This is a genomic window from Paracoccus shandongensis, assembly GCF_017315735.1.
In the GTDB taxonomy this organism is placed as follows: domain Bacteria; phylum Pseudomonadota; class Alphaproteobacteria; order Rhodobacterales; family Rhodobacteraceae; genus Paracoccus; species Paracoccus shandongensis.
Genome location: NZ_JAFLRK010000024.1, coordinates 26086 through 50390, shown reverse-complemented (window position 1 = coordinate 50390; position 24305 = coordinate 26086). Strand labels below are relative to the sequence as shown.

At 68.2% G+C, this 24305-nt stretch carries 22 protein-coding genes and 1 pseudogene; 17 read left to right on the top strand and 6 right to left on the bottom strand.

Features of this window, described 5'->3' with window-relative positions:
* The 12 genes and pseudogenes from JX613_RS14095 to JX613_RS14040 form a co-directional block, all read left to right on the top strand.
* Positions 1–230 (top strand): annotated as a pseudogene (locus JX613_RS14095) (hypothetical protein); the annotation flags it as partial.
* Positions 231–318: 88 nt separating this feature from the next.
* Positions 319–1917, top strand: a complete 1599-nt coding sequence (locus JX613_RS14090) for an ABC transporter substrate-binding protein (protein ID WP_207102097.1) — start codon at positions 319–321, stop codon at positions 1915–1917.
* A 108-nt stretch (positions 1918–2025) separates the two neighbouring features.
* The gene (locus tag JX613_RS14085; protein ID WP_207102104.1) at positions 2026–2985 is read left to right on the top strand and encodes an ABC transporter permease; all 960 of its coding nucleotides are present in this window, start codon (positions 2026–2028) and stop codon (positions 2983–2985) included.
* Complete coding sequence (gene nikC, locus JX613_RS14080; RefSeq protein ID WP_207102096.1) at positions 2982–3878, top strand: nickel transporter permease; 897 nt, start codon at positions 2982–2984, stop codon at positions 3876–3878. Before JX613_RS14085 ends, nikC begins: the two co-directional genes overlap by 4 nt.
* Positions 3875–4753 carry an ABC transporter ATP-binding protein gene (locus JX613_RS14075; protein ID WP_207102095.1) on the top strand — a complete coding sequence of 293 codons (879 nt, stop codon included), beginning with the start codon at positions 3875–3877 and terminating at the stop codon, positions 4751–4753. The genes nikC and JX613_RS14075 overlap by 4 nt, the downstream gene beginning before the upstream one ends.
* A 70-nt stretch (positions 4754–4823) precedes the next feature.
* A complete protein-coding gene (locus tag JX613_RS14070) occupies positions 4824–5576 on the top strand; it encodes an ABC transporter ATP-binding protein (RefSeq protein ID WP_207102094.1) in 753 nt (250 codons plus the stop codon).
* Positions 5577–5636: 60 nt separating this feature from the next.
* A complete protein-coding gene (locus JX613_RS14065; protein WP_207102093.1) occupies positions 5637–6695 on the top strand; it encodes an aldo/keto reductase in 1059 nt (352 codons plus the stop codon).
* A 57-nt stretch (positions 6696–6752) separates the two neighbouring features.
* Positions 6753–7682: a DnaJ C-terminal domain-containing protein gene (locus tag JX613_RS14060; RefSeq protein WP_207102092.1), complete on the top strand. Its 930-nt coding sequence runs from the start codon at positions 6753–6755 to the stop codon at positions 7680–7682.
* A 4-nt stretch (positions 7683–7686) separates the two neighbouring features.
* Complete coding sequence (locus tag JX613_RS14055) at positions 7687–8040, top strand: hypothetical protein (RefSeq protein WP_207102091.1); 354 nt, start codon at positions 7687–7689, stop codon at positions 8038–8040.
* Between the two features lie 115 nt (positions 8041–8155).
* Complete coding sequence (locus JX613_RS14050; RefSeq protein WP_207102090.1) at positions 8156–9526, top strand: MATE family efflux transporter; 1371 nt, start codon at positions 8156–8158, stop codon at positions 9524–9526.
* Positions 9527–9555: 29 nt separating this feature from the next.
* Positions 9556–9792, top strand: a complete 237-nt coding sequence (locus tag JX613_RS14045) for an Lrp/AsnC ligand binding domain-containing protein (RefSeq protein WP_207102089.1) — start codon at positions 9556–9558, stop codon at positions 9790–9792.
* Positions 9792–10886, top strand: coding sequence for a pyridoxal phosphate-dependent aminotransferase (locus JX613_RS14040; RefSeq protein WP_207102088.1), 1095 nt, complete (start codon positions 9792–9794; stop codon positions 10884–10886). Before JX613_RS14045 ends, JX613_RS14040 begins: the two co-directional genes overlap by 1 nt.
* A 72-nt stretch (positions 10887–10958) precedes the next feature.
* On the opposite strand, the gene JX613_RS14035 is transcribed toward JX613_RS14040, so the two are convergent.
* The 3 genes from JX613_RS14035 to JX613_RS14025 all read right to left on the bottom strand — a co-directional run bounded on the left by JX613_RS14035 (position 10959) and on the right by JX613_RS14025 (position 15653).
* A complete protein-coding gene (locus JX613_RS14035) occupies positions 10959–14048 on the bottom strand; it encodes a valine--tRNA ligase (protein ID WP_207102087.1) in 3090 nt (1029 codons plus the stop codon).
* A gap of 73 nt (positions 14049–14121) precedes the next feature.
* Complete coding sequence (locus tag JX613_RS14030; protein WP_207102086.1) at positions 14122–14763, bottom strand: glutathione S-transferase family protein; 642 nt, start codon at positions 14761–14763, stop codon at positions 14122–14124.
* 164 nt (positions 14764–14927) lie between these two features.
* Entirely contained in the window at positions 14928–15653 is a 726-nt protein-coding gene (locus tag JX613_RS14025) for a DUF1428 domain-containing protein (RefSeq protein ID WP_207102085.1), read from the bottom strand.
* Positions 15654–15729: 76 nt separating this feature from the next.
* Between JX613_RS14025 and JX613_RS14020 the strand changes: the two genes are divergently transcribed.
* A complete protein-coding gene (locus tag JX613_RS14020; protein WP_207102084.1) occupies positions 15730–16368 on the top strand; it encodes a winged helix-turn-helix transcriptional regulator in 639 nt (212 codons plus the stop codon).
* A gap of 9 nt (positions 16369–16377) precedes the next feature.
* Here the strand turns inward: JX613_RS14020 and JX613_RS14015 are convergent, their stop codons facing one another.
* The gene (locus tag JX613_RS14015; protein ID WP_207102083.1) at positions 16378–16809 is read right to left on the bottom strand and encodes an Lrp/AsnC family transcriptional regulator; all 432 of its coding nucleotides are present in this window, start codon (positions 16807–16809) and stop codon (positions 16378–16380) included.
* Between the two features lie 150 nt (positions 16810–16959).
* Between JX613_RS14015 and JX613_RS14010 the strand changes: the two genes are divergently transcribed.
* Positions 16960–18114, top strand: coding sequence for a type III PLP-dependent enzyme (locus JX613_RS14010; RefSeq protein ID WP_207102082.1), 1155 nt, complete (start codon positions 16960–16962; stop codon positions 18112–18114).
* Between the two features lie 57 nt (positions 18115–18171).
* Here the strand turns inward: JX613_RS14010 and metF are convergent, their stop codons facing one another.
* Positions 18172–19044, bottom strand: a complete 873-nt coding sequence (gene metF / locus JX613_RS14005) for a methylenetetrahydrofolate reductase [NAD(P)H] (RefSeq protein WP_207102081.1) — start codon at positions 19042–19044, stop codon at positions 18172–18174.
* A gap of 91 nt (positions 19045–19135) precedes the next feature.
* Between metF and JX613_RS14000 the strand changes: the two genes are divergently transcribed.
* The 3 genes from JX613_RS14000 (at position 19136) to JX613_RS13990 (ending at position 22189) form a co-directional block, all read left to right on the top strand.
* On the top strand, positions 19136–20050 hold the full coding sequence (locus tag JX613_RS14000) for a LysR family transcriptional regulator (RefSeq protein ID WP_207102080.1): 915 nt from the start codon (positions 19136–19138) through the stop codon (positions 20048–20050).
* Positions 20051–20354: 304 nt separating this feature from the next.
* Positions 20355–21143 carry an inositol monophosphatase family protein gene (locus JX613_RS13995; RefSeq protein ID WP_207102079.1) on the top strand — a complete coding sequence of 263 codons (789 nt, stop codon included), beginning with the start codon at positions 20355–20357 and terminating at the stop codon, positions 21141–21143.
* A gap of 53 nt (positions 21144–21196) precedes the next feature.
* Positions 21197–22189, top strand: coding sequence for a DMT family transporter (locus JX613_RS13990; protein ID WP_237168576.1), 993 nt, complete (start codon positions 21197–21199; stop codon positions 22187–22189).
* A 57-nt stretch (positions 22190–22246) separates the two neighbouring features.
* On the opposite strand, the gene JX613_RS13985 is transcribed toward JX613_RS13990, so the two are convergent.
* Positions 22247–24298 (bottom strand): lytic transglycosylase domain-containing protein, encoded by a 2052-nt coding sequence (locus JX613_RS13985; protein WP_207102078.1) that lies wholly within the window; start codon positions 24296–24298, stop codon positions 22247–22249.
* Between the last annotated feature and the right edge of the window lie 7 nt (positions 24299–24305).

The following is a 24305-nucleotide window of genomic DNA, read 5'->3' as shown; positions in this document are numbered from 1 at the left end:
TGCGCCGCCTGCGGCCTGGTCCCCATGCCCGCGCCCTGCGCCGGGCCGCAGGGGCGGGCGACCTTGCCGCCCTGCGCGCCGCCGCCGACCGGCACCTGCACTGGCGCGGCCAGTCTGCGCCTGCGATCCTGGCCGACCTCGACCGCCAGCTTTATGCCGCAGAACCCCCGCCGGGTTTCGACGCCCGCCGCTGGCTGGCGGCCTTTCACCGGACGTTGCGGCAGGCTTGATCATCAAGGGCTTGCCAGTCGTGTTGCCTTGGGCCACGCTTCCCTGATCCAACCCCGCCTTGACGCGGGGACGAAACAGGGAAGCACCATGAAACACCTTCTGACCCCGCGCGCGATCCTTCTGGCCTCGGCGCTTGCCATCGCGCCCGCCGCTTGGGCCGAAACCCCCGCCGACACCCTGGTCGTGGCCGCCGCCATCGACGACATCATCAGCCTGGACCCGGCCCAAAGCTTCGAGTTTTCGGGCAACGACGTGAACCAGAACACCTATGACCGGCTGGTCGATTTCGACCCCCTGGACATGGATGCGGGCTTCAAGCCGTCCCTGGCCGAAAGCTGGCAGGTGGCCCCGGACGGCATGTCCATCACCTTCACCCTGCGCCCCGGCGTGACCTTCCATTCCGGCAACCCCGTCCGCCCCGAGGATGCCGCCTGGTCGCTGCAGCGCGCGGTCAAGCTGGACAAGACCCCCGCCTTCATCCTGACGCAGTTCGGCTTCACGGCTGATAACGTCGAGGAAAAGATCACCTTCGACGACACCACCCTGACCCTGCATCTGGACAAGCCTTATGCGCCGACCTTCGTGCTGAACTGCCTGACCGCCAACGTGGCCAGCGTGGTGGACAAGGAAACGGTCATGGCGAACGCGCAAGGCGACGACCTGGGCAACACCTGGCTGAACACCAACGAGGCAGGCTCCGGCCCCTTTGTCCTGGCAGGCTGGCGCCCGAACGAGGCCGTGCAGTTCACGGCGTACGAGGATTACTTCGGGGGGGCCCCCGCCATGAAGCGCGTGGTGGTGCGCAACGTGGCCGAGTCCAGCGCCCAGCGGCTGCTGCTGGAACAGGGCGACATCGACGCCGCCCGCAACCTGTCGCCCACGGACGTGGAATCCATCGGCGCGGTGGAAGGGGTGAAGATCCAGGACGAGCCGCGCGGCCGGATCCTCTACATGGGCCTGAACCAGAAGGATCCGGTGCTGTCGAACCCCAAGGTCATCGAGGCGATGAAGCACCTGGTCGATTACGACGGCATCGCGAACAGCTTCCTCAAGGGCACCTTCGTGCCGCACCAGTCGATCCTGCCGAAAGGCTATCTGGGCGCGCTGGAGGATCTGCCCTGGACCTATGACGTGGCCCGCGCCAAGGCCCTGATCGACGAGGCGGGGATGTCCGGCAAGACCATCACCACCAAGGTCCGCGACCTGCGCGAATATGTGGACGTGGCGCAAGCCCTGCAGGCCTCCATGGCCGAGGCCGGGCTGACCCTGGAAATCCAGCAGATGACCGGCGCGCAGGTTCTGGACGCCTATCGCGCCCGCGACGTGCCGATCTTTTTGGGCGAATGGGGCCCGGATTATTCCGACCCCAACACCAACGTCGCGACCTTCGCATACAACCCCGACAACAGCGACGAGGCGCAGGCGACCGGCCTTCTGGCCTGGCGCAACGCCTATGCCGTGCCCGAGGCGATGAACCAGGCCACCGTCGCCGCGACCCTGGAACAGGACGCCGACAAGCGCGCGCAGATGTATATCGACATCCAGAAGCAGTATCAGGCCGAAGCCCCCATCGTTCCCCTGTTCCAGCGGGTCGAGAACACCGGCCTGCGGGACAACGTGCAGAACTGGAACTCGGGCGGGTCCGTGACCTCGGTCATGTATCGGCAGGTGACGAAGGGCGAATAGGCCTTGGCCGCGACCGACACCGGCAGGGCGCAGGGCGACGGACGGGCCGCCGCCCGCCGCCGCCGCGCGCGCAGCATCGGCGGCACGCTGCTGTCGCTGGCCCTGACCATGCTGGGCCTGCTTCTGGTGACCTTCATCATCGGCCGGGTGATGCCCATCGACCCGGTGCTGAAGGTGGTGGGCGACCGGGCAAGTCAGGCGCAATACGACGCCGCCTATCAGGCGATGGGTCTGGACCGGCCGCTCTATGTGCAGTTCGCGCGATACCTGGGCGACGTGCTGACCGGCGATTTTGGGCGGTCCATTTCCACCGGGCAACTGGTCGTGGACGACATCAGGCGGGTCTTTCCCGCCACCTTTGAACTGGCGACCCTGGGCACGCTGATCGGCGTGCTGATCGGCGTGCCGCTGGGCGTCATCGCCGCCGCGCGGCGGGGCGGGGTGGTCGATCAGGTGGCCCGCGTGGTGGCGCTTGTGGGTTATTCCATGCCGATCTTCTGGCTGGGGCTGATGGGGCTTCTGGTCTTCTATGGCATCCTTGGCTGGGTCGGGGGGCCGGGGCGGCAGGGCATCATCTATGACGGCATGGTGCCCGCCGTCACCGGCCTGATCCTGGTCGATTCGCTGATCGCGGGCGACTGGGGGGCCTTCAGGGACGCGTTTTCCCACATCATCCTGCCCGCCAGCCTGCTGGGCTATTTCAGCCTGGCCTATATCAGCCGCATGACCCGCAGCTTCATGCTGGAACAACTGTCCGCCGAATACATCACCACCGCCCGCGTCAAGGGCCTGTCGGAACGCGCGGTGATCTGGCGCCACGCCTTCCGCAACATCCGCATCCCGCTGGTCACCGTGATCGCGCTGTCTTTTGGTTCACTGCTGGAAGGGTCGGTCCTGACCGAGATCATCTTCAGTTGGCCCGGCCTTGGCCAATACATCACCAAGGCGCTGCTGTCGGGCGACATGAACGCGGTCCTGGGCGGCACGGTGGTCGTCGGCACCTGCTTTGTGGCTCTGAACCTGTTCAGCGACATCCTGTACCGCGTCCTGGACCCGAGGTCGAAATGAACCGCGCGTGGCTTCTGTCCGACGCCCCCCAGACCCGCAGGCAGGCGCGGCTTGGCGCGCTGTATCAGGGCTGGCTGACCTTCCGGGGCAACAAGCTGGCGATGCTGGGGCTGGTCGTGCTGGTCGGGCTGATCGGCATGGCGGTCCTTGCCCCCTGGATCGCCCCGCAAAGCCCCTTTGCGCAGAACCTTGCGAACCGCCTGCAACCGCCATCGGCGGAACACTGGCTGGGCACCGACGCGCTTGGCCGGGACATCCTGTCGCGGCTGATCCACGGCTCGCGCATCACGCTGTTCATCGTGGGCACCGTGGCGCTGATCGCGCCGGTGATCGGGCTGTTCATCGGCACGGTGGCGGGCTTTGCCGGTGGCTGGGTGGACCAGGTGCTGATGCGCATCACCGACATCTTCCTGGCCTTCCCCAAGCTGATCCTGGCCCTGGCCTTCGTCGCGGCCCTGGGCGCCAGCATCGGCAACGCGGTCCTGGCGCTGGCCCTGACCGCCTGGCCGCCCTATGCGCGCCTTGCCCGGGCGGAAACGCTGACCATCCGCAACGCCGACTTCATCGCCGCCGCGCGCCTGCAGGGGGCGGGGCCGCTGCGGCTGCTGGTCAAGCACATCTGGCCGCTTTGCATCAGTTCGCTGATCGTGCGGGTGGCGCTGGACATGGCGGGGATCATCCTGTCGGCGGCGGGGCTTGGCTTCCTGGGCCTTGGCGCGCAGCCGCCGATGCCGGAATGGGGGGCGATGATTTCCGACGGGCGGACCTATATCCTGGATTTCTGGTGGGTCGCCGCCATGCCGGGGATCGCGATCTTCATCGTCTCGATGGCCTTCAACCTGCTGGGCGACGGCTTGCGCGACGTGCTGGACCCGAAGGGGGCCAAGGAATGACGCTGCTGTCGGTGCGAAGCCTGCGCGTCACCTTCCCGACCCGCCAAGGCGTGTTCGAGGCCGTGCGCGGCGTCAGCTTCGACCTGGGCCGCGAACGCCTGGGCGTGGTGGGTGAATCCGGCAGCGGCAAGTCCATGACCGGCCGCGCGATCCTGGGCCTTGTGCGCCCGCCGGGCCTTGTCACCGCCGACCGGCTGGAGCTTGAAGGTCAGCCGATCCTGAACCTGCCGGAACGCCGGATGCGGAAAATCCGCGGCAACCGCATCAGCATGGTCATGCAGGATCCCAAGTTCAGCCTGAACCCGGTGATGACCGTCGGCGACCAGATCGTCGAGGCCTATCGCCTCCACGCTGGCGGCGCCAAGGCCGCAGCCCGCCAGAAGGCGCTGGAGATGCTGGCCGCCGTCCAGATCCGCGACCCCGAGCGGGTGATGGGCGCCTATCCGCACGAGGTCTCGGGCGGCATGGGCCAGCGCATCATGATCGCCATGATGCTGGCCCCCGACCCCGAGATCCTGATCGCCGACGAACCCACCTCGGCGCTGGATGTCTCGGTCAGGACCGAGGTTCTGAACATCATGGACCGCCTGGTCCGCGACCGGGGCATGGGCCTGATCTTCATCAGCCACGACCTGAACCTTGTGGCGCAATTCTGCGACCGGGTGCTGATCATGTATGCGGGCCGCATCGTCGAAACCCTGGCCGCGCCCGACCTGCACCAGGCGCGTCACCCCTACACGCAAGGCCTGCTGAACAGCCTGCCACGCCTGGACGCGCCGGTGGACCGCCTGCCGGTCCTGCAACGCCAGGACGCCTGGCGCGACGGCGACACGATCACCCAAAGCCTGGAAACCGAATTTCCGGGGGGCCTCTGATGCTTCTTCTTCACCCAAATATCCCACGGGGGCGCGGGGGTGTGAAACCCCCGCAGCAACGGTGCCGCCCATGCTGACGGTCGATCATCTGAACGTCTGGTTCGGCCACCCTCCCGACCGCGTGGACGCCGTGCAGGACGCCAGCTTCACCGTGGCCCCCGGCGAAAGCTTCGGCCTTGTGGGCGAATCCGGCTCGGGCAAGTCCACCATCCTGCGCGCCGTCGCCGGACTGATCGACACCTGGTCCGGCACCATCGCGGTCGCGGGAAAGCCGCTGACCGCGCGCAAACGCGACCGGGCCTTCTACAAGACCGTGCAGATGGTCTTCCAGGATCCCTATGCCAGCCTGCATCCCCGCCATTCCGTCGATGTGGTCCTGTCGGAAACCCTGCGCCTGCAAGGCATGGACGACATCGACCGCCGCATCGCGCGCCTGCTGGACGACGTGGGCCTTGGCCGCGGCTTCCGCTTCCGCTATCCGCACCAGCTGTCCGGCGGGCAGCGCCAGCGCGTGGCCATCGCCCGCGCCCTGGCGGCGGAACCGCGCCTGCTGCTGCTGGACGAACCGACCAGCGCCCTGGACGTCAGCGTCCAGGCGGAAATCCTGAACCTGCTGGCCGACCTGCGCGCCGAACACGGGCTGACCTATGTGATGGTCAGCCATGACCTGGCCGTCGTCGGGCACATGTGCGACCGGCTGGCCGTGATGCAGGCGGGCCGCATCGTCGAGGTGATGGACGTCCAGGCCCTCCGCCGGGGCAGCGCGCAGCAGGACTATACCCGCCGCCTGATCGCCGCATCGGAAGGCTATGCCCGCGCCTGATCGGCTTGCGCCCCGCCGCGCCATCGCTAGGGTGCCCGCGAACGGACGAAAGGATGCACCATGAAGCGCGTAACCCTGGGCGGCGGCACGGTCGAGGTCAGCGAGATCTGCCTTGGCACCATGACCTTCGGCAACCAGACGCCCGAGGCCGAGGGCCACGCCCAGATCGACCGCGCGCTGGACGGGGGCATCACCTTCCTCGACACGGCCGAGATGTATCCCGTGAACCCCGTCCGGCGCGAAACCATCGGGTTGACCGAAACCATCATCGGCAACTGGCTGGCCAAGACCGGCAAGCGCGACCGGGTCGAGATCGCCACCAAGATCACCGGCCCCAGCCAGATGGTCCGCGACGGCGCGCCCTATGACGGGGCCATTGTTGCCGCTGCCATCGACGCATCCTTGAGGCGCCTGCAAACCGACCGCATCGACCTGTATCAGCTTCACTGGCCGGTGCGCGGCAGCTATGCCTTCCGGCAGAACTGGACTTACGACCCCTCGAAGCAATCGAAGCAGCAGACGCTGGACCACATGGCCGATGTGCTGGGCGCGCTGGCCGATGCGCAAAAGGCGGGCAAGATCCGTGCCGTGGGCCTGTCCAACGAATCCGCCTGGGGCCTGACCCAATGGTGCGCCGTGGCCGACCGTCTGGGCGCGCCCCGCATGGCGGCGATCCAGAACGAATATTCGCTGCTCTACCGCCTTTACGACACCGATCTGGCCGAGGTCGCGGTGAACGAGGATGTGACGCTGCTGTCCTATTCCCCGCTGGCCGCTGGCCTGCTGTCGGGCAAGTATTCCGGCGGCGCGATGCCGGACGGCAGCCGGGCGGCGGTAGACAAGGCGACGGGGGGCCCCGGCAACCTGGGCGGGCGCAAGACGCCGCAAGGCGTGGCCGCGACCAAGGCTTATCACACGCTTGCCGCCGACCACGGCTGGGACGCCATCCACATGGCGATCGCCTGGCAGCTGACGCGGCCCTTCAAGGTGGTCCCGATCATCGGCGCCACGCGGATGGACCAGCTTGACCACCTGATCGCCGGCCTGGGCAAGCCCTTGCCCGATGATCTGAGGAAGGCCATCGACCGGCTGCACAAGCAGTATCCGCTGCCCTATTGATGAAACGCGGCCAGTCCCTATCTAATTGATCGCAAGAATGAAATGAAGGAACAGGTCATGGCGGGCGATCCCTATGCAGCCTTGGGACTGACGAAATCGGCGACCGATGCCGAGATTAAGAAGGCCTATCGCCGGATCGCCAAGGCGGACCACCCCGACCTGAACCCCGATCCGGCGGCGACGGCGCGCTTCAAGGCGGCCTCGGCGGCCTATGACCTGCTGAAGGATCCCGAACAGCGCCGCCGTTTCGACGCGGGCGAGATCGACGCCCAGGGCCAGGAACGCCCGCAGCGCCGCGCCTGGCGCGACCATGCCGAGGCGGCGGGCAACCCTTACGCCCGCAGCTATGGCTTCGACGGCGACCCGGACCTGTCGGATGTCTTCTCGGATCTGTTCGGGCGGCGGGGCGGCTTTGGCGGCTTCGGGCGCGGCGGCCCCGAGGATCCGCGCGATTTCCACGTGCGCGGGCAGGATTACCGCTTCTCGTTGCAGGTCGATTTCCTGACCGCCGCGCGGGGCGGCAAGACCCGCATCACCCTGCCCGAGGGGGGCGATCTTGAGGTCACGATCCCCAAGGGCTTGCGCGACGGCCAGACCATCCGGCTGAAAGGCAAGGGCGGGCAGGGATTGGGCCAGGGCGGCCCGGGCGACGCCTATCTGACGGTCGCCGTCGCCCCCCATCCCGATTTCCGGCGCGAGGGCGACGACATCCTGCTGACCCTGCCCATCACCCTGGACGAGGCCGTTCTGGGCGGCAAGGTCGCGGTCCCCACCATCGACGGCCCGGTCAACCTGACGATCCCCAAGGGCGCCACCACCGGGCAAAAGCTGCGCCTGCGCGGTCGGGGCATCAACGGGGGCGACCAGCAGGTGGAACTGAAGATCGTCATGCCGGCCCAGGTGGACGAGGATCTGGCCCGGTTCATGGAAGGCTGGCGCAAGGATCACCGCTATGATCCGCGCGCGGGACTGAAAACGGGGGGTTGAGAGGATGGCCCGTCATTATTCCGAAACCGAGGTCGTGGCGATTCTTGAGGATCTGGATCCCGCACGCCTGCGATCCTTCGTCGCGGCCCATGTGGTCACGCCCGTCGTCACGCCGGACGGTCCTGCCTTCACCGATGCGGACCTGGCGCGGCTGCAACTGCTCTGCGACCTGTCCGAGATCTATGACCTGCCGACGGATGCGCTGGCCATGGTCATGTCGCTGATCGACCAGCTGAACACCGCCCGGGGCGACATGCGCGCGCTGATCCAGGCCGTCGCCAGCGAACCCGACGAGGTGCGCGGCCGCATCCAGACATCGGTGCGCCGGTTGCGGATCGTGACGGTGGAGCAGGGCTAGGGCAGCCACACCTGCGCCGCCTTTGCCAGTCCAACGTCGGCTTTCAACCAGGCCGAAAGACTGCCTTCCGGACTTGCAGATTGTGAAAGCCCGTGCGGCGCGCTAAGGCGTCCGCATGACCCGCTATCTTCCCCATGTCGCTGCCACCCTGTCGCTGGGCCTGCCGCTGATCGGCAGCCATCTGGCGCGCATGGGCATCCATGTCAGCGACACGGTGATGCTGGGCTGGTATGGGGTCGATGCGCTGGCGGCGTTGGTGATCGCCACCTCGATGATCCAGATCCTGTTTTTCCTGGGAATGGGCTATGGCACCGGCGTGATGGGCCTGATCGCCACCGCCATCGCGCGGGGGGACGAGACCGAGGTCCGCCGGAGCGCCCGCATGGCGCTGTGGCTGTCGGCGATCCATTCCCTGTTGTGCCAGCCCTTGTTCTGGTTTTCCGGCCCGATCCTGCTGGCGCTTGGCCAGACGGAAACGGTGGCCATGCTGGCGCAGGATTTCCTGCGCATCGCGGGATGGGGGCTTCTGCCGATGCTCTGCGCGCTGGCGCTCAATTCCTATCTGGCGGCGCTTGAACGGGCGCAGGTGGTGATGTGGGTGACGCTGGCCGGGCTGCCGGTGAACATCGCGCTGATCTGGCTGCTGACCTTCGGCAACGCGGGCTTTCCCGAACTGGGCGTGCGGGGCGCGGCCATTTCCAGCGTGATTGTCCAGACGCTGCAACTGGTGGTGCTGGTGGCCTATGCCCGCTGGCTGCCCGCGACGCGCAAGTATCACCTGTTCCAGCGGTTCTGGCGGCCCGACGGCGCGGCCATGCGCCAGGTCTTCCACCTGGGCTGGCCCATCGGCCTGACGCTTGTGGCCGAGGGCGGGCTGTTCGTCGGATCGAACGTGATGATGGGCTGGATCGGCACGCAGGAACTGGCTGCCCACGGGATCGCGCTGCAGATCACCTCGATCACCTTCATGGTGCATCTGGGCCTGTCCAATGCCGCGACGGTCCGCGTGGGCCAGGCCAAGGGACGGGGCGACGCCGCCTGGATGCGCGACGCCGCCGTCACCGTGATCGCCATGTCGCTGGTCTTCGCCACCATCGCGATCGGCATCTATCTGCTGGCGGGCGAAGGACTGGTGCGGCTTTATCTCGACCCCGCCGATCCGCGCGGCCCCGCCATCGTGGCGCTTGGCGCGGCGCTCTTGGTCTATTCGGCGCTGTTCCAGTTGACCGATGCCTTCCAGGTGATCGCGCTCGGCTTCCTGCGCGGGGTCCATGACACGCGGGTGCCGATGTGGATCGCGGGCTTCAGCTATTGGGTGGTGGGGATGCCGGTCGCCTGGGGGCTGGCCTTTCCGTTCGGCCTTGGTCCCGCCGGGCTGTGGCTGGGCCTTTGCGTCGGGCTGACAGTGGCCGCCGCGCTGCTGATGACGCGCTTCTGGCGCGGTCATGCGCAGGGGGTCTGGACCCGTCCCGCCGTGGCGGTCTAACGTGGCCGCGACACGTTCAAGGAGGCCCCATGCGACCCGTCTTCGTCCAGTTCCGCTGCGAGCCCGGCAAGACCTATCAGGTCGCCGAGGCCATCTACGACCGAGAGGTCGTGTCCGAGCTTTACTCGACATCCGGCGACTACGACCTGATCGCCAAGGTCTATATCCCCGAGGACGAGGACGTGGGCCGCTACCTGTCCGAACGCCTGTTCGACATCCCCCATATCAGCCGCACGCTGACCACCATGACCTTCCGCGCCTTCTGATGATCCGCCTTGCCCCGATCCCGGCGGGCCTGCCCGCGACCGTCCCTTTTGTCGGCCCCGAAACGCTGGAACGCCAGACGGGCCGCCCCTTTGCCGCCCGCCTTGGCGCCAACGAGAACGGCTTCGGCCCCAGTCCGCGCGCGGTCGCGGCGATGCAGGCCGCAGTGGGTGAGGTCTGGAAATACGGCGATCCGGCCAGCCATGACCTGACGCAGGCGCTTGCCGCCCATCACGGCGTGCGGTCCGACAACATCATCGTGGGCGAGGGGATCGACGGCCTTCTGGGCCTGCTGGTGCGCCTGACGGTTGCGCCGGGCGAGGTGGTGGTCACGTCGGATGGGGCCTATCCGACCTTCAACTTCCATGTCACGGGCTTCGGGGGAAGCCTGGACAAGGTGCCCTACCGCAACGACGCCGAGGATCCCCACGCCCTTCTGGACCGCGCCCGGCAGGTGGGTGCGCGTCTGGTCTATCTGGCCAATCCCGACAACCCGATGGGAAGCTGGCACGACGGCGCGGTGATCGAGGGAATGCTGGACCAGCTTCCCGAAAACACGCTGCTGGTCCTGGACGAGGCTTATGCCGAATTCGCCCCCGCCCGCGCCATCCCGGCCATCGCCGCCGACGACCCCCGCGTCATCCGGATGCGGACCTTTTCAAAAGCCTACGGCATGGCGGGCGCGCGCGTGGGCTATGCCATCGGCAACCCTGACCTGATCGCCGCCTTCGACCGGGTGCGCAACCATTTCGGCATGAACCGCGTCAGCCAGATCGGCGCGCTGGCCGCGTTGCAGGACCGGGACTGGCTGGCCCATGTCGTGGCGCAGGTCGCCGCCGCCCGCGACCGCATCGCCGCCATCGGCGCGGAACACCAACTGACCGCCCTGCCATCGGCCACCAATTTCGTGGCGCTCGACACGCATCGCGACGGCGCCTTCGCCCGCCGCCTGGTCGATGCCCTGGTGGCGCAGGGCGTCTTCATCCGCATGCCCGGCGTGGCGCCGCTGAACCGCTGCATCCGCATCAGCTGCGCGCCCGACCCGGAACTGGACATCCTGGCCCGGGCGCTGCCGCGCGCGCTGTCCACACTCTGAGGCTTCTTCTTCACTTAAATATCCCCGCCGGAGGCACCTGCGATCTCCGCAAGCGCCCCCGGCAGCAGCGGCTTACATCGCCGCCAATTGCGCCAGCGCCGCGCGCAACCGGGCTAGGTCGTCGTCCAGCGCCGCCAGCTTGTCGCGGGTTTCCTCGATCACCTCGGGTTCGGCGTTTTCCACGAAGCGGGGATTGCCAAGCCGCTTGCGCAGCCCGTCCGCGTCCTTTTCGGACTTCGCCACCGATTTCTGCAACCGCGCCGTTTCCGCCGCCACGTCGATTACGTCGCCGATGGGCAGCGCAAAGCTTGCCCCCTGCGCGGCGACCGCGATCATGCCGCGCCCCGCCGCGCCGTCCATCGGCGCATTGACACGCGCCAGCCGCTCGATCAGGGGACCGTTGGCGGCCAGCGCGGCACGGGCGGCCACGTCCGCCTGGGTCACGATCAGATCCAGCTTCGCGCCCGCCGGGACGCCCATCTGGGCGCGGGCGGACCGCACCGCCTCGATCAGCGAAATCACCCAGTTCATCTGGCGGTCGGCATCCGCGTCGATCAGTTCCGCGCCATAGGCAGGCCAGTCGCCGTGGACCAGCATCTTCGCGCGCTCGCCCGTCAGGGACCACAGCTCCTCGGTCACGAAGGGCATGATCGGGTGCAGCAGCAGATAGCACTGGTCCAGAACCCACCCCATCGTGGCGCGGGTTTCATCCGCATGGCCGCCGTCGAACAGGGGCTTGGCGAATTCGACATACCAGTCGCAGACCTTGCCCCAGACGAAGGCATACAGCCCGTTCGCCGCATCGTTGAAGCGATAGGAGGCCAGGGCCTCGTCCGTCGCCATGCGGATCCGCGCGACCTCGCCGATGATCCAGCGGTTGACCGTGTGCTGCGGGGCAGGGCGGTCGCCGCCGCCGCGCACGCCGTTCATTTCCGCGAACCGCGTGGCGTTCCAGATCTTGGTGACGAAGTTCCGCGCGCCCTCGACATGCTTGGGCCCCAGCTTGGGATCGCGGCCCATGGCGGCCATGCCGGTCAGCGTCATGCGCAGCGCGTCGGCGCCGTATTCGTCGATCAGCGACAAGGGGTCGATGACGTTGCCTTTCGACTTCGACATCTTCGCGCCCTTTTCGTCGCGCACCAGGCCGTGGACATAGACGGTGCGGAAGGGCACGTCGCCCACGACCTCAAGCTGCATCATCATCATCCGGGCGACCCAGAAGAAGATGATGTCGAAGCCCGTGACCAGCACGTCGGTCGGAAAGTATTTCCGCAATTCCGGCGTCTGCTCGGGCCAGCCCAGCGTGCCGATGGGCCAGAGGCCCGAGGAAAACCAGGTGTCCAGCACGTCCGGGTCGCGCCAGACGGGATAAACCAGCCGGGTCGGATCCTGGGAAAGGTTGTAATCGGCCAGGCCGCGCGCAAAGGCGTCGATGGCGGCATCGCGGTCGGTGCATTCGACGATGCGGGCGATTTCCAGCGGCGCGGGCAGCCCGGCAATGGAGTCGCGGAACTGCTCGGCCACCTCGGCAAAGCTGGCGGCGGCGTGGTGGATCTCGTCGCGGTGGACCAGGCCTTCTTCCAGAAGCGCGAAGATTTCCACGTCGTCCAGTTCGCCGTCGCCGTCGTCATCGACCTGGCCTTCCAGCGACAGGTCCAGCCCATACCAGACCGGGATCTGGTGACCCCACCAAAGCTGGCGGGAAATCGTCCAGGGCTCGATGTTTTCCAGCCAGTTGAAATAGACCTTCTTGTGCTGCTCGGGCAGGATCTCGGTGCGGCCGTCGCGCACGGCCTCCAGCGCGGGGCCGACGATGCGCTTGGTGTCCACGAACCACTGGTCCGTCAGCATCGGCTCGATCACCACGCCGGAACGGTCGCCGAAGGGCTGCATGATGGGCTTGGAATCCACGACCGGGCGGCGTTCCAGATGCTCGGCCCCGGTGTCCTCGTCGATTTCCTTGTGCAGAGTGGTGACGGCCAGCCCTTCGGCATTGATCTGGGCGATGACCAGGCGCCGCGCCTCCATGCGGTCCAGGCCGCGCAGATCCTCGGGGACCAGGTTCACGTCCGACACGTCGCCCACATCCTCGCCCGCTGCTGCGCGCGATGCGATGGCGGCGGATTCGGCATAGGACAGCCCATCCTGGCGCATCGCCCCCTTGCTGTCCATCAGCGCATAAAGCGGGATGTTGTTGCGCATCGCCACCGCATAGTCGTTGAAGTCATGCGCCCCGGTGATCTTGACCGCGCCGGATCCGAAATCGGGATCGGGGTATTCGTCGGTGATGATCGGGATCAGGCGGCGGTGTTCGCGCGGCCCCACGGGGATTTCGCACAGCTTGCCCACGATGGGGGCATAACGCGCATCCGACGGATGGACCGCCACGGCGCCGTCGCCCAGCATGGTTTCGGGCCGGGTGGTGGCGATGCTGATGTAGTCGCGGACCTCGCGCAGCGTGACGTCGCCGTCGGCGTCGCGTTCCACGTATTCATAGGTTTCCCCGCCCGCCAGCGGGTATTTGAAATGCCACATGTGGCCGGGAACCTCGCGGTTCTCGACCTCCAGGTCGCTGATCGCGGTCTCGAAATGCGGATCCCAGTTCACCAGACGCTTGCCGCGATAGATGATGCCCTTGTTGTAAAGGTCCAGGAACACCCGGATCACCGCGTCGTGGAAGTTCCCTTCCTCGCCCGCAGGCGCGCCGGGGGCACCCGACATGGTGAAGGCATTGCGCGACCAGTCGCAGGATGCGCCAAGCCGCTTCAACTGGTTGACGATGGTGCCGCCGGATTCCCGCTTCCAGCGCCAGATCTCGTTCGTGAAGTCCTTGCGGTCCCATTCGCGGCGCGGCGGCTTGCCCTCGGCCGCCAGCTTGCGTTCCACGACCATCTGCGTGGCGATCCCCGCATGGTCCTGGCCCGGCTGCCACAGCGTGTCGAATCCGCGCATCCGGTGCCAGCGGACCAGGATGTCCTGCAGCGTGTTGTTGAAGGCATGGCCGATATGCAGGCTGCCGGTGACGTTGGGGGGCGGGATCATCACGGTGAAGGTTTCCGCGCGCCGGGCATTGGCCCCGGCGGCGAATGCGTTGCGGCGTTCCCATTCCGCGCCGATCCGCGCCTCGGCGGCCTTGGCGTCAAAGCTTTTGTCCATGCTCATGTCGGCTGATCCCCTTCGCTTGGGAAGGGGATTAGCGAAACGGCGCGCAAAGGCCAAGACGTTCGGCGCAGGCCTAGGCGCTGGCCTGCCGCGCATCCGCCGCGCGCCAATGCGCCATCTGGTCGGCCAGGGCCTTTCCGAAGGCGGGCCGGGCGGTGGCGCGTTCGACATAGGCCGCAAGGCCGTGCAGGTCGTCCAGAAAGCCGTTCTGCGCCGGGGCGCGCAGGATGTCGGCCATCAGCAGGTCGGCCACGGTGAAGCTGTCGCCCACCAGCCAGTCCTTGTCGCCCAAGGCCGTCTGCAACTGATTCAGGCGTTGCCGCAGCAGGGGCTCGCGGCGGGCCGCACCCGCCTCGTCCTTGTCGAAGAACTTGGGAATGATCCAGGCCATCACGAAGGGCTCGACGCTGTTCAGCGCGGCGATCAGCCATTGCTGGACATGGGGGCGCTGCGCCTCGGGCATCAGGGGGGTGCCCTGGGCCAGGTGCAGCAGGATCGCGCCCGATTCGAACAGCGTCAGGTCGCCGTCGCGGACAAAGGGCACCTGCGCAAAGGGCTGCTGCGCGATGTGATCGGGTGATTTCTCGCGCAGGGGCACGGTTTCGACCTGGTAGGGCCGCCCGAGTTCCTCGAGCAGCCAGCGGACGCGGATGTCGCGCACGAAGCCGCGCGGGAATTCGGGCACCCAGTCATAGGTGGTCAGGACCAGGGTCATGGCGTTTCCTCCTGCATATCCGCCACCTCCGCCATGCCGCGCCGGGCAGGGGCAGGGCCATGGGGATATCCTTCCGTCCCGCTTCCGGCGATCTGCCAGCCCGGCACCAGGCTGCCCCTCGCAGGCCGCAGGCCCAGACTGGGGGAAGCGTCCGTGAACCCTGGTCATCCCTGCACCCTGCTGTCGAAGACCGGCGTGAAGCCGCCCCAGAACATGCGCTTCCCGTCGAAGGGCATGGCGGGCATGTCCATGCCTTCCATCTCGGCCTCCATCGTCCTGGCGGCCTTGTCGCAGGTGGCGCGGTCGGGCCATTCGATCCAGGAAAACAGCGGCACCTCGCCCTCTTTCGCCTCGGTGGCGCGATAGAAGTCGGTCTGCCTGCCGTGGGGCACGTCCACGCCCCAGCATTCGGCCTGATAGGTCGCGCCCATGCGCTGGAACATCTCGGTCGCGCTGTGGGCCAGGTCGATATAGTCCTGCTTCCTGTCCTCGGGCGCGGCCAGCACGAAGCCCTGGACATAGCGGCCGGTGGCGCTTTCACCCACCTGGACGATGGGGTCGAAGCCGCCCCAGAACATGCGGGTGCCGTCGAAGGGCAGTTCCGGCATCTGGGGCAGATCCTCGCCGTTCTCCATCCCGGCCCAGGCCGCGTCGGCGGTGGCGCGGTCGGGCCATTCGACCCAGGAAAACAGCGGCACCTCGCCCTCCCTGGCGTCCGTGGCGCGGTAAAAGTCGGTCTGCTTGCCGTGGGGCACGTCCGTGCCCAGGCATTCGACCATGCGCAGCGCGCCGCGTTTCTGGAACCAGGGCCATCCGGCCCTGGCATGGGCGATGAAGGCGTCCTTGTTGGCCGCGGGCACGGCGGCCACGAAACCGGAAACATAGGTCATGGGAATCCCCCCTCCCTGGGTCAACAAGGGGAAGGGTGCCCGTTGCAGTATGAAAAAGCAACTGATACCGTGAGCCATGACACAGGCCCGCCACAATCCGCGCATCCGCTATGACGAGGGATGCCTTGCCGCCCATGCCCTGAACATCGTCGGCGACCGCTGGGCGCTGCTGGTGGTGCGCGAACTGATGCTGGCGCCCAAGCGGTTCCAGGCGATCCGCCAGGGCCTGCCGGGCGTCACGGCGGCGGTGCTGACGCAGCGGCTGGCGCAATTGGCGCAGGCGGGCGTCGTTGTGCACGAGAACGGGCAATATGCGCTGACCGAATCGGGGCGCGGCCTGATGCCCGTCCTGCAGGCGATGTGCCGCTGGGGGGCGGCCCATCCCGGCCACGATCCGCGCCGCTTCATCAGCCCGACGGCGCTGGTGATCTCGATGACCGCAATGATCGCGGGGGCCGAGGGGCGGCAGGTGACGGCAGGGATGCGGATGGGGGCCGAATCCTTCGTCCTGCGCCTGACCGGCGACGGCATCCTGCGCGCCGGGACGGGCGAGGACGGGACGGCGCAGTTCACGCTGTCGGGCGACGGCAACCGGCTGGCGCGCGCGGTCTATGGCCCGGCGCCGCTGGCCGATCTGGCGGACGAGGGGGTCATCGGGCTGGCAGGCGACGGTGATGCGGCGCAGCGGTTCGTGGGCCTGTTCCGGCTGCGCTAGACGGCCCCGTCAGACAGCGCGGTCCAGCCTGGTGGACAGGTGGATCAGGCTTTCGGACGACCGCACGCCGTCGATGGCGCCGATGCGGTCCAGCGCCTCGTCCAGTTCCGTGGTCGATCCGCTGGCGATCTGGACCAGCAGGTCGACGCGCCCGCTGGCCGTGTGGATGCGCTCGACCTGCGGCATGGCCTTCAGGCGCGTCAGGACGGCGGGCTGGCTGCGCGGCTCGATGGCCAGCAGGACGGTGGCGCGGATGCGGCCCGGCCGGGCGGCCTCGCCCAGGCGAAGGGTATAGCCCGCGATCGCGCCCGAGCGTTCCAGCCGTTCCAGCCGCGCCTGCAGGGTAGAGCGGGCGACCTTCAACCGCCGCGCCAGCACCGCGACCGAGACGCGGGCGTCCTGCGACAGCAGCGCGATGATGTTGCGGTCCAGATCGTCCATTCCTGTCCTGCAGATCGTCAAAATGCCAGGATGGTCGTCATTATAACCGGCAAGGGCGGTAAATCCATCTTTTCCGCCGGTGAAGTCGCAGGGCCCGCGCGTCATTCTGGACCCAAGGGCCGCAATCCCCGAACGCGAAAGGATCCGCCGATGAGGACGCAGAAGACCATCTGGGACAATCCGGCCGACCTGATCCGCCATCTTCAGCCCGACCATCCGGTGATGGCCTTCGCCCCTACCGTGTTGCAGGATCGCGCGCGGCAGTTCCTGGCGGGCTTTCCGGGCCTTGTCACCTATGCCGTGAAGTCGAACCCGGACGAGGCCGTGATCCAGAACCTGGTCACCGCCGGGATCCGGGGCTTCGACGTGGCCTCGCCGTGGGAAATCGACCTGATCGGCCGCCTGGCCCCCCGCGCCGCGCGCCATTACCACAACCCCGTCCGCTCGCGCCGCGAAATCGCCCATGGCCTGCGCGAGGGCATCCTGGCCTGGTCGGTGGACAGCCACAGCGAGCTGGAAAAGCTGTTCGACCAGGTGCCGACAGCCATCGACGGCCAAGGGGTCGAGATCTCGCCGCGCTTCAAGCTGCCGGTGCTGGGCGCGGCCTATGACTTCGGGTCCAAGTTCGGGGCGACGCCGGATCTGGCGGCGGACCTGCTGCGGCGGGTGGCGAACCGGGGCTACGTCGCCTCGCTGACCTTCCATCCCGGTACGCAATGCACCGACCCTGTGGCCTGGGAAAGCTATATCCGCATGGCGCGGGAGATCTGCGACATGGCAGGCGTCCGCGCCCGGCGGCTGAACGTGGGCGGCGGCTTTCCTTCGCACCGCGTGTCGGGGGTGGCGCCCGACCTGGACGCCATCTTCACCAGGATCGCCGAAACCGTCGCGGAGTGCTTCGGCCCCGATGCCCCCGCGCTTGTCTGCGAACCGGGCCGGGGCCTGTGCGCCGACGCCCATGCGCTGATCGCCCGCGTCAAGGCGCTGCGCGACGGGACCGACATGTTCCTGAACGACGGCGTCTATGGCGGGCTGACCGAACTGCCGGTCATCGGCAACCTTGACCGCATCGAGGTTCTGACCCCCCAGGGCACCCCCCGCACGGGCGAGCGCACCGGCCGCGTGGTCTTCGGCCCGACCTGCGATTCGGTGGACCGCCTGCCGGGCGAGTTGTCCCTGCCCGACGACATCGCCGAGGACGATTACGTCGTCTTCCACGGCGCGGGCGCCTATTCGGTCGTGACCAACACCCGCTTCAACGGCTTCGGCGCCATGACGCGGGCCACGGTGATGGGCTTCGACTGAAGCCTTTCACTTTGGCTCAAATATCCCACGGGGGTCCGGGGGTGTGAAACCCCCGGCTTACGCCACCGCGCCCAGATCACGCACCGGCTCGACCCCAAGCGCCCCACAGACCGCCAGCGTCAAATCCGGTCGGTTCAGCGTATAGAAATGCAGCCGGTCCACGCCGCCCTCCAGCAGATCGCGGCACAACTTGACGCAGGTCTGCTCGGACAAGGCGCGTTCCGCCGCCGGGCCTTCGGCTGCGGCCTTGGAAAACGCCTCCTCGGCCCAACCCGGCATGCTGGTCCCGCAGGTCGCGGCAAAGCGTTTCGCCCCGGCCCACCCCTGGATCGGCAGGATGCCGGGGATGATCGGCGCGTCGATGCCTGCCGCCGCGCATTTGTCGCGGAAGCGGAAGAAGGTGTCCGCGTCAAAGAAGAACTGCGTGATCGCGCTGGTCGCGCCCGCGTCGATCTTGCGCTTCAGCCAGGCCACGTCGGCATCCGTGCCGCTGCTGTCGGGGTGCGGCTCGGGGTATGCGCCCACGCGGACCGTCATGTCGCCGCGCGCGGCGATCGCCTCGATCAGCTCGACCGTGTTGGCGAATCCCTCGGGATGGGGGGTAAAGCGGTCCTGGCCCTTGGGCGCGTCGCCGCGCAGGGCCACGATTTCCCGAATCCCGGCATCGGCATAGGCCTGCACGATCTCCATCGTCTCGGCGCGCGTGGCTTCCACACAGGTCAGGTGCGCGGCGACGGGGATGCCGTAATGGCGGTGGATGGTCGTCACCGCCTCATGCGTCAGCTTGCGGGTGGTGCCGCCCGCGCCATAGGTGACGGACACGAAATCCGGGGCCAGCGGCGCCAGCGCCCGCGCGGTTTCCCACAGCCGGAAGGACGCATCCAGCGTCTTCGGCGGAAAGAACTCGAAACTGATCTGCGGGCGGGACATGGCGGTTTCCTTTGGCTTTCGCCGCTTGTGCCACGCGGCAGGCCGTGAGACAAATTCATAATCCTCAAGATCAACATGAGCCCGCCTCACCATGCATCTGGAACTGCGCCACCTGCGCACCGTCCGCGCCATCCATGAACAAGGCGGCCTCGCCCGCGCGGCCGAGGTTCTGAACATCACCCAGTCCGCCCTGTCCCACCAGGTTAAGGCGCTGGAGGAACAGGCGGGCGTCGATCTGTTCGTCCGCCGCGCCAAGCCCATGCGCCTGTCCCCCGCCGGGATGCGTCTGCTGCGTCTGGCCGAACAGGTGCTGCCCCTGGTCCAGGCCACCGAGGCCGAGTTCAAGGGCGTCGAGGCGGGCCGCATCGGGCGGCTGCACATCGCCATGGAATGCCACGCCTGCTTCGACTGGCTCTTGCCGGTGCTGGACATCTTCCGCCGCACCTGGCCCGAGGTGGACCTGGACATCCGCCAGCGCCTGGCCTTCGGCGCGCTGCCCGCGCTGGCCCGGCAAGAGGTGGACCTGGTGATCTCGTCCGACCCCGAGGATCTGCCGGGCATCGTCTTCCAGCCGCTGTTCGACTATTCGCCCACGCTGGTGGTGCCCGCCGATCATCCGCTGGTCGCCAAGGGGTTCGCCGACCCGGCCGACCTGGCGGCGGAAACGCTGATCACCTATCCGATGGACCGCGCGCGTCTGGACGTGTTCAGCCAGTTCCTGACACCCGCCGGGGTGGAACCCGCCCAAAGCCGCACGGTGGAACTGACCGCCGTGGCGCTGATGCTGGTCGCCTCGGGGCGCGGCGTGGCGGTGATGCCCGACTGGGTGCTGCGCCGCGAATCCGCCAATGCGGAAATTGCCATGCTGCCCCTGACGCAGGGCGGGATCATCCGGCGGCTTTACGCGGCCGTGCGGTCCGAGGATCTGGCGCAGCCCTACATGGCCCATGTCCTGCGCCTGTCGCGGACGGAACCCCTGCGGATGCTGCGCGGGGCGGCGGCGTGACTGACCTTGCCTGGGCGGGATCAGGAAATGCGACGAGCATTTCCCCCGCCTTTTGTCCGACCTTGCCACCAGAGACGGTGCAGCCCTGCGACCACGGAAGGCCAGCGCCCGACCCGGGGGGGCGTGAAGCGCCCGCCTGGGGCGGGGCGGGCGCTGGCCGGGCCTTGAAGGCCCGGCGGTTCCGGTTGCGATGTTGTGACGTGGCGAAGGCGATGGCCTTCGCCCGCGCGGAAGGCAGCGCCTGCTTCACATTCCCCCCGCTTCCCCCTATGACGCCCCCAACCCCCCTGTCCCGGAGCATTCCATGGCAAGCGCCAACCTGAACGTCATGATCAAGGCCGCCCGCAAGGCCGGGCGCAGCCTCGTCAAGGATTTCCGCGAGGTCGAGAACCTTCAGGTCAGCGTCAAGGGCGCGGGCGACTTCGTTTCCAAGGCCGACCAGGAGGCCGAGCGCATCATCAAGGAAGAACTGCGCGGCGCGCGCCCGAACTATGGCTGGCTGGGCGAGGAAACGGGCGAGGAGGCGGGCGAGGATCCGACGCGGCGCTGGATCGTCGATCCGCTGGACGGCACCACCAACTTCCTGCACGGGTTGCCGCATTGGGCCATCAGCATCGCGCTGGAACATAAAAAGGAAATCGTCGCCGCCGTGATCTTCGACGCGGCCAAGGACGAACTGTTCGTGGCCGAAAAGGGTGGCGGGGCCTTCATGAACGACCAGCGGCTGCGCGTCTCGGGGCGGCGGCGGCTGGACGAATCGCTGTTCGCCACCGGCATTCCCTTTGCAGGGCGCGGCCCCTTGCCCGCCGCCTTGCAGGATCTGGCGCGGCTGATGCCGCTGACGGCGGGGGTGCGGCGGATGGGGGCGGCGGCGCTGGATCTGGCCTATGTCGCGGCGGGGCGGTATGACGGATACTGGGAACGCGGCAACAAGCCCTGGGACGTGGCGGCGGGCATCCTGCTGGTGCGCGAGGCAGGCGGTTTCGTCGAAGGCATCCGCGACGGCGACGACCCCCTGGAATCGGGCCGCCTGATCGCGGCCAACGCGCAGGTCTTCGAACCCCTGGCCAAGGTCATCCGCACCCGCGACTGACTTGCACGCTGCGCAAGTCAGGCTTGCCTTGACCTTGCGGCTGAAACAGGCGCATGGCGGGCCTGTCCAGGGACCGCGCCATGCCGAAAGACCAGAACCACCCGCCCTATGCCGCCTCGGCGGCCACCGCCTCTGCGCCGCCGCCCGCGCCGCCCCCGGTGCCGCCCCGAACGGGCGCGGGGCGCGACCGCACCGGGCTTGGCATCCTGCTGATGTGCGCGACCAGCCTCATCTTCGCGGTGCAGGATGCGTTTTCCCGGATGCTGGGCGCGGAATACCCGCCGGTGCTGGTGGTGATGATCCGTTACTGGGTCTTTGCGCTGTTCGTGATCGCCATGGTCGCGCGCCAGCCGGGCGGGCTGCGCCGCGCCATCCGCACCAAGCGGCCCAAGACGCAGATCCTGCGCGGCGTGCTTCTGGTGGTCGAGACGGGCTTCATGATCGAGGCCTTCGTGCGCCTTGGCCTGGTCGGCACCCATGCGATCTTCACCGTCTATCCCCTGCTGGTCGCAGCCCTGTCCGGCCCGATCCTGGGCGAGAAGGTCGGCTGGCGGCGCTGGACGGCCATCGGCGTGGGATTCGCGGGCATCCTGATCATCCTGCAACCCGGCAGCACGGTGCTGAACCTGGGTTCGGTCCTGGCGCTTGTCTCGGCCCTGATGTTTTCGGTCTATGGATTGCTGACGCGGCATGTGGCGCGCGACGATCCGGCGCAGGTCAGCTTTTTCTGGACCGGCATCGCCGGGGCGGCCACGGCCACCGTTCTGGGCATCGGCCATTGGGAATGGCTGGCGCCCGGGGACTGGATCTGGATGGGGCTGCTCTGCGCCTGCGGACTGGTGTCGCATTGGCTGCTGATCCGCGCCTATGAACTGGCCGAGGCATCCGCCCTGCAACCCTTCGCCTATACGCAACTGGCCTGGGTCAGCGTGATCGGCGTCCTGGTCTTCGGCGAGGTGCTGCACATGAACGTGGTCATCGGCACCGCCATCGTGGTCGCGGCGGGGCTGTTCACCTTGTGGCGGGCGCGGGTCAGGGCGGGGTAGGGTGCGTGCTTGCACGCACCAATCGCCAAGGGTCCAAGCTGCGTGACATCACGCACCCTACCGGGCGGCGGCCTCGACGGCGGCGGGCTGCCACCCCTCGGGCAGCCTGGGCCCGATGAAGGGCTTTGCCACCGGCCGCCGGGACAGGGCCAGGGTCAGCCGCGCCACGGGGGGCGGCATCAGCCCGCCGCCGGTCAGATCCCAGGTGGGCAGGATGGGCGCGGGTTTCCCATGGATGCGGGCGCGATAGATCGGCATCGCCTCGGTCACGCGCATGACATAGTTGCGGGTTTCGTCAAAGGGGATCAGTTCGACCCAGTCCACCGGATCGGCATTCCGCCGCAAGTCGCCGAAATCGCGCAGCCAGCGCGCCGGACGCCCCGGCCCGGCGTTATAGCCCGAGGCCGTCAGCGCCGTGGACGCGCCAAAGCGGTCGCGCAGGCCCGCCAGATAGGCCGCGCCAAGCCGGGCGTTATAGGCCCCGTCGGTGGTCAGCCGCCCCAGGTCGAAAGGCTCGCGGATGGCGCGGGCCATCTGTTTGGCGGTGTCGGGCATCACCTGCATCAGCCCGCGCGCGCCCACGGGGCTGCGGGCGGCGGGGTTGAATTCGGATTCCTGGCGGGCGATGGACAGCGCCAGTTCGGTCGGGATGGTGAACTCGGTCCGCTCAAGCCCCGTCAGCGGGAAATGCGCGGCGGGGTGGATGACGCCCTTGTCGGCGGCGCGCTTGGACAGGCGCAGCGCGTGCCAGGGCATCCCCCGTTCATACATCAGGCGGGCCATGCGCAGGCTGTCCTGCGGGTCGGCGGTTTCCGACAGGTGCAGGAAGAACCGCTGCGCCTCGTCCACCCGTCCCGTCGCCAGCAGCCACAGCCCGGCCCGAAAGACGCTGCTGCCGCCCAAGGCGGCCCCGCGCCAGTCGGGCAGGGGCCCGGGCGTGGCATAGTCGGCGGGCATGAGGGCGCCGATCCGCTCGGCGGCAAGCTGGCCGTAATAGGTGCCGGGCATGGCCGCCGCTTGGCGGTAGGCCGCATCCGCCGCCCCTTGGTCGCCAAGCGCCTGATGCGCGCGCCCCTGCCAGTAGAAGGCGCGGGACGTGCTGATCTGGCTGCCCACCACGGTTTCCAGATGCAGGAAATGCGCCAGCGCCCGGTCCGCCGCCCCCTGCTTCAACGCGGCGAATCCCGCCAGCCATTCCAGATCGGCGTAATGGCGGTTGTCGGGGGGCAGGAAATGCGGGCGGGCCAGCGCCTCAGCCCGTGTCCAATCGCCACCCCGCATCGCCATGCGCGCGTAATCCACCCGCATTTCCGCCCAGACCGCCGGGTTCCGCAGGGTGTCGGCATCGGTCGAGGCCTCCAGCATCAGCGCCTGCGCGCCCTCGTGCTGCCTGGCGCGGACCCGCCACAGGAAGCGGTCCATGGTCAGGCCGGGATCGGCGCGCGCGGCAGGCGGCAGCGCCAGGATCAGGTCGTCCACGCCCGCACGGCCCGCCTGCAAGGCGATGCGCGCGGCCAGCAAGGGGCGGTCGGGTTCGGGCAGGCGGGGCAGCAGCCGTTCGGCCTGCGCCCAGTCCTGCCGGTCCAGCATCGCCACGGCGCGGGCGGTCATCAGGGGCGCCAGTTCGGCCTGATGGGCGGCAAGGAAGGCCGCTTCCTCGGGCGCGGTCAAGGGAACGGTGGTCCAGAAGCGCGCGCGTTCGGCCCGGGCGGCGTCCGCATCCAGCACGGCCAGATAGGCGTTTTCAGCCACCAGCGTGTCGGGCAGGCGGTCCCCGAACCAGTCGCGGATGTCCTGGGGGGGCAGGTCGGGCCGCAGCTTCGCGTCCCCGCGTTCCCGCAGCAACGCCAGCCCGGGCCAGTCGCCATAGGCGCGGGCGAAGTCGATGTAATCGCCCACCGCGCCATGGCCCGCGCGCAGGGCCTGCCAACCCACCAGGGCCTCGGCCATCGGGCCCGACCGGCGGGCGGCATCCCGCGCCGTCACCCAATCCTTCGCATCCGCCGCCGACAGGGCCAGCGCCATCGCGCCCGCGTCCTCGGCCCGCGCGGGGGCGAGGGTCGCAAGGGCCAGCAGCCCAACGGCCAGCATGTCACGCAGAAGTCGCATCACCACC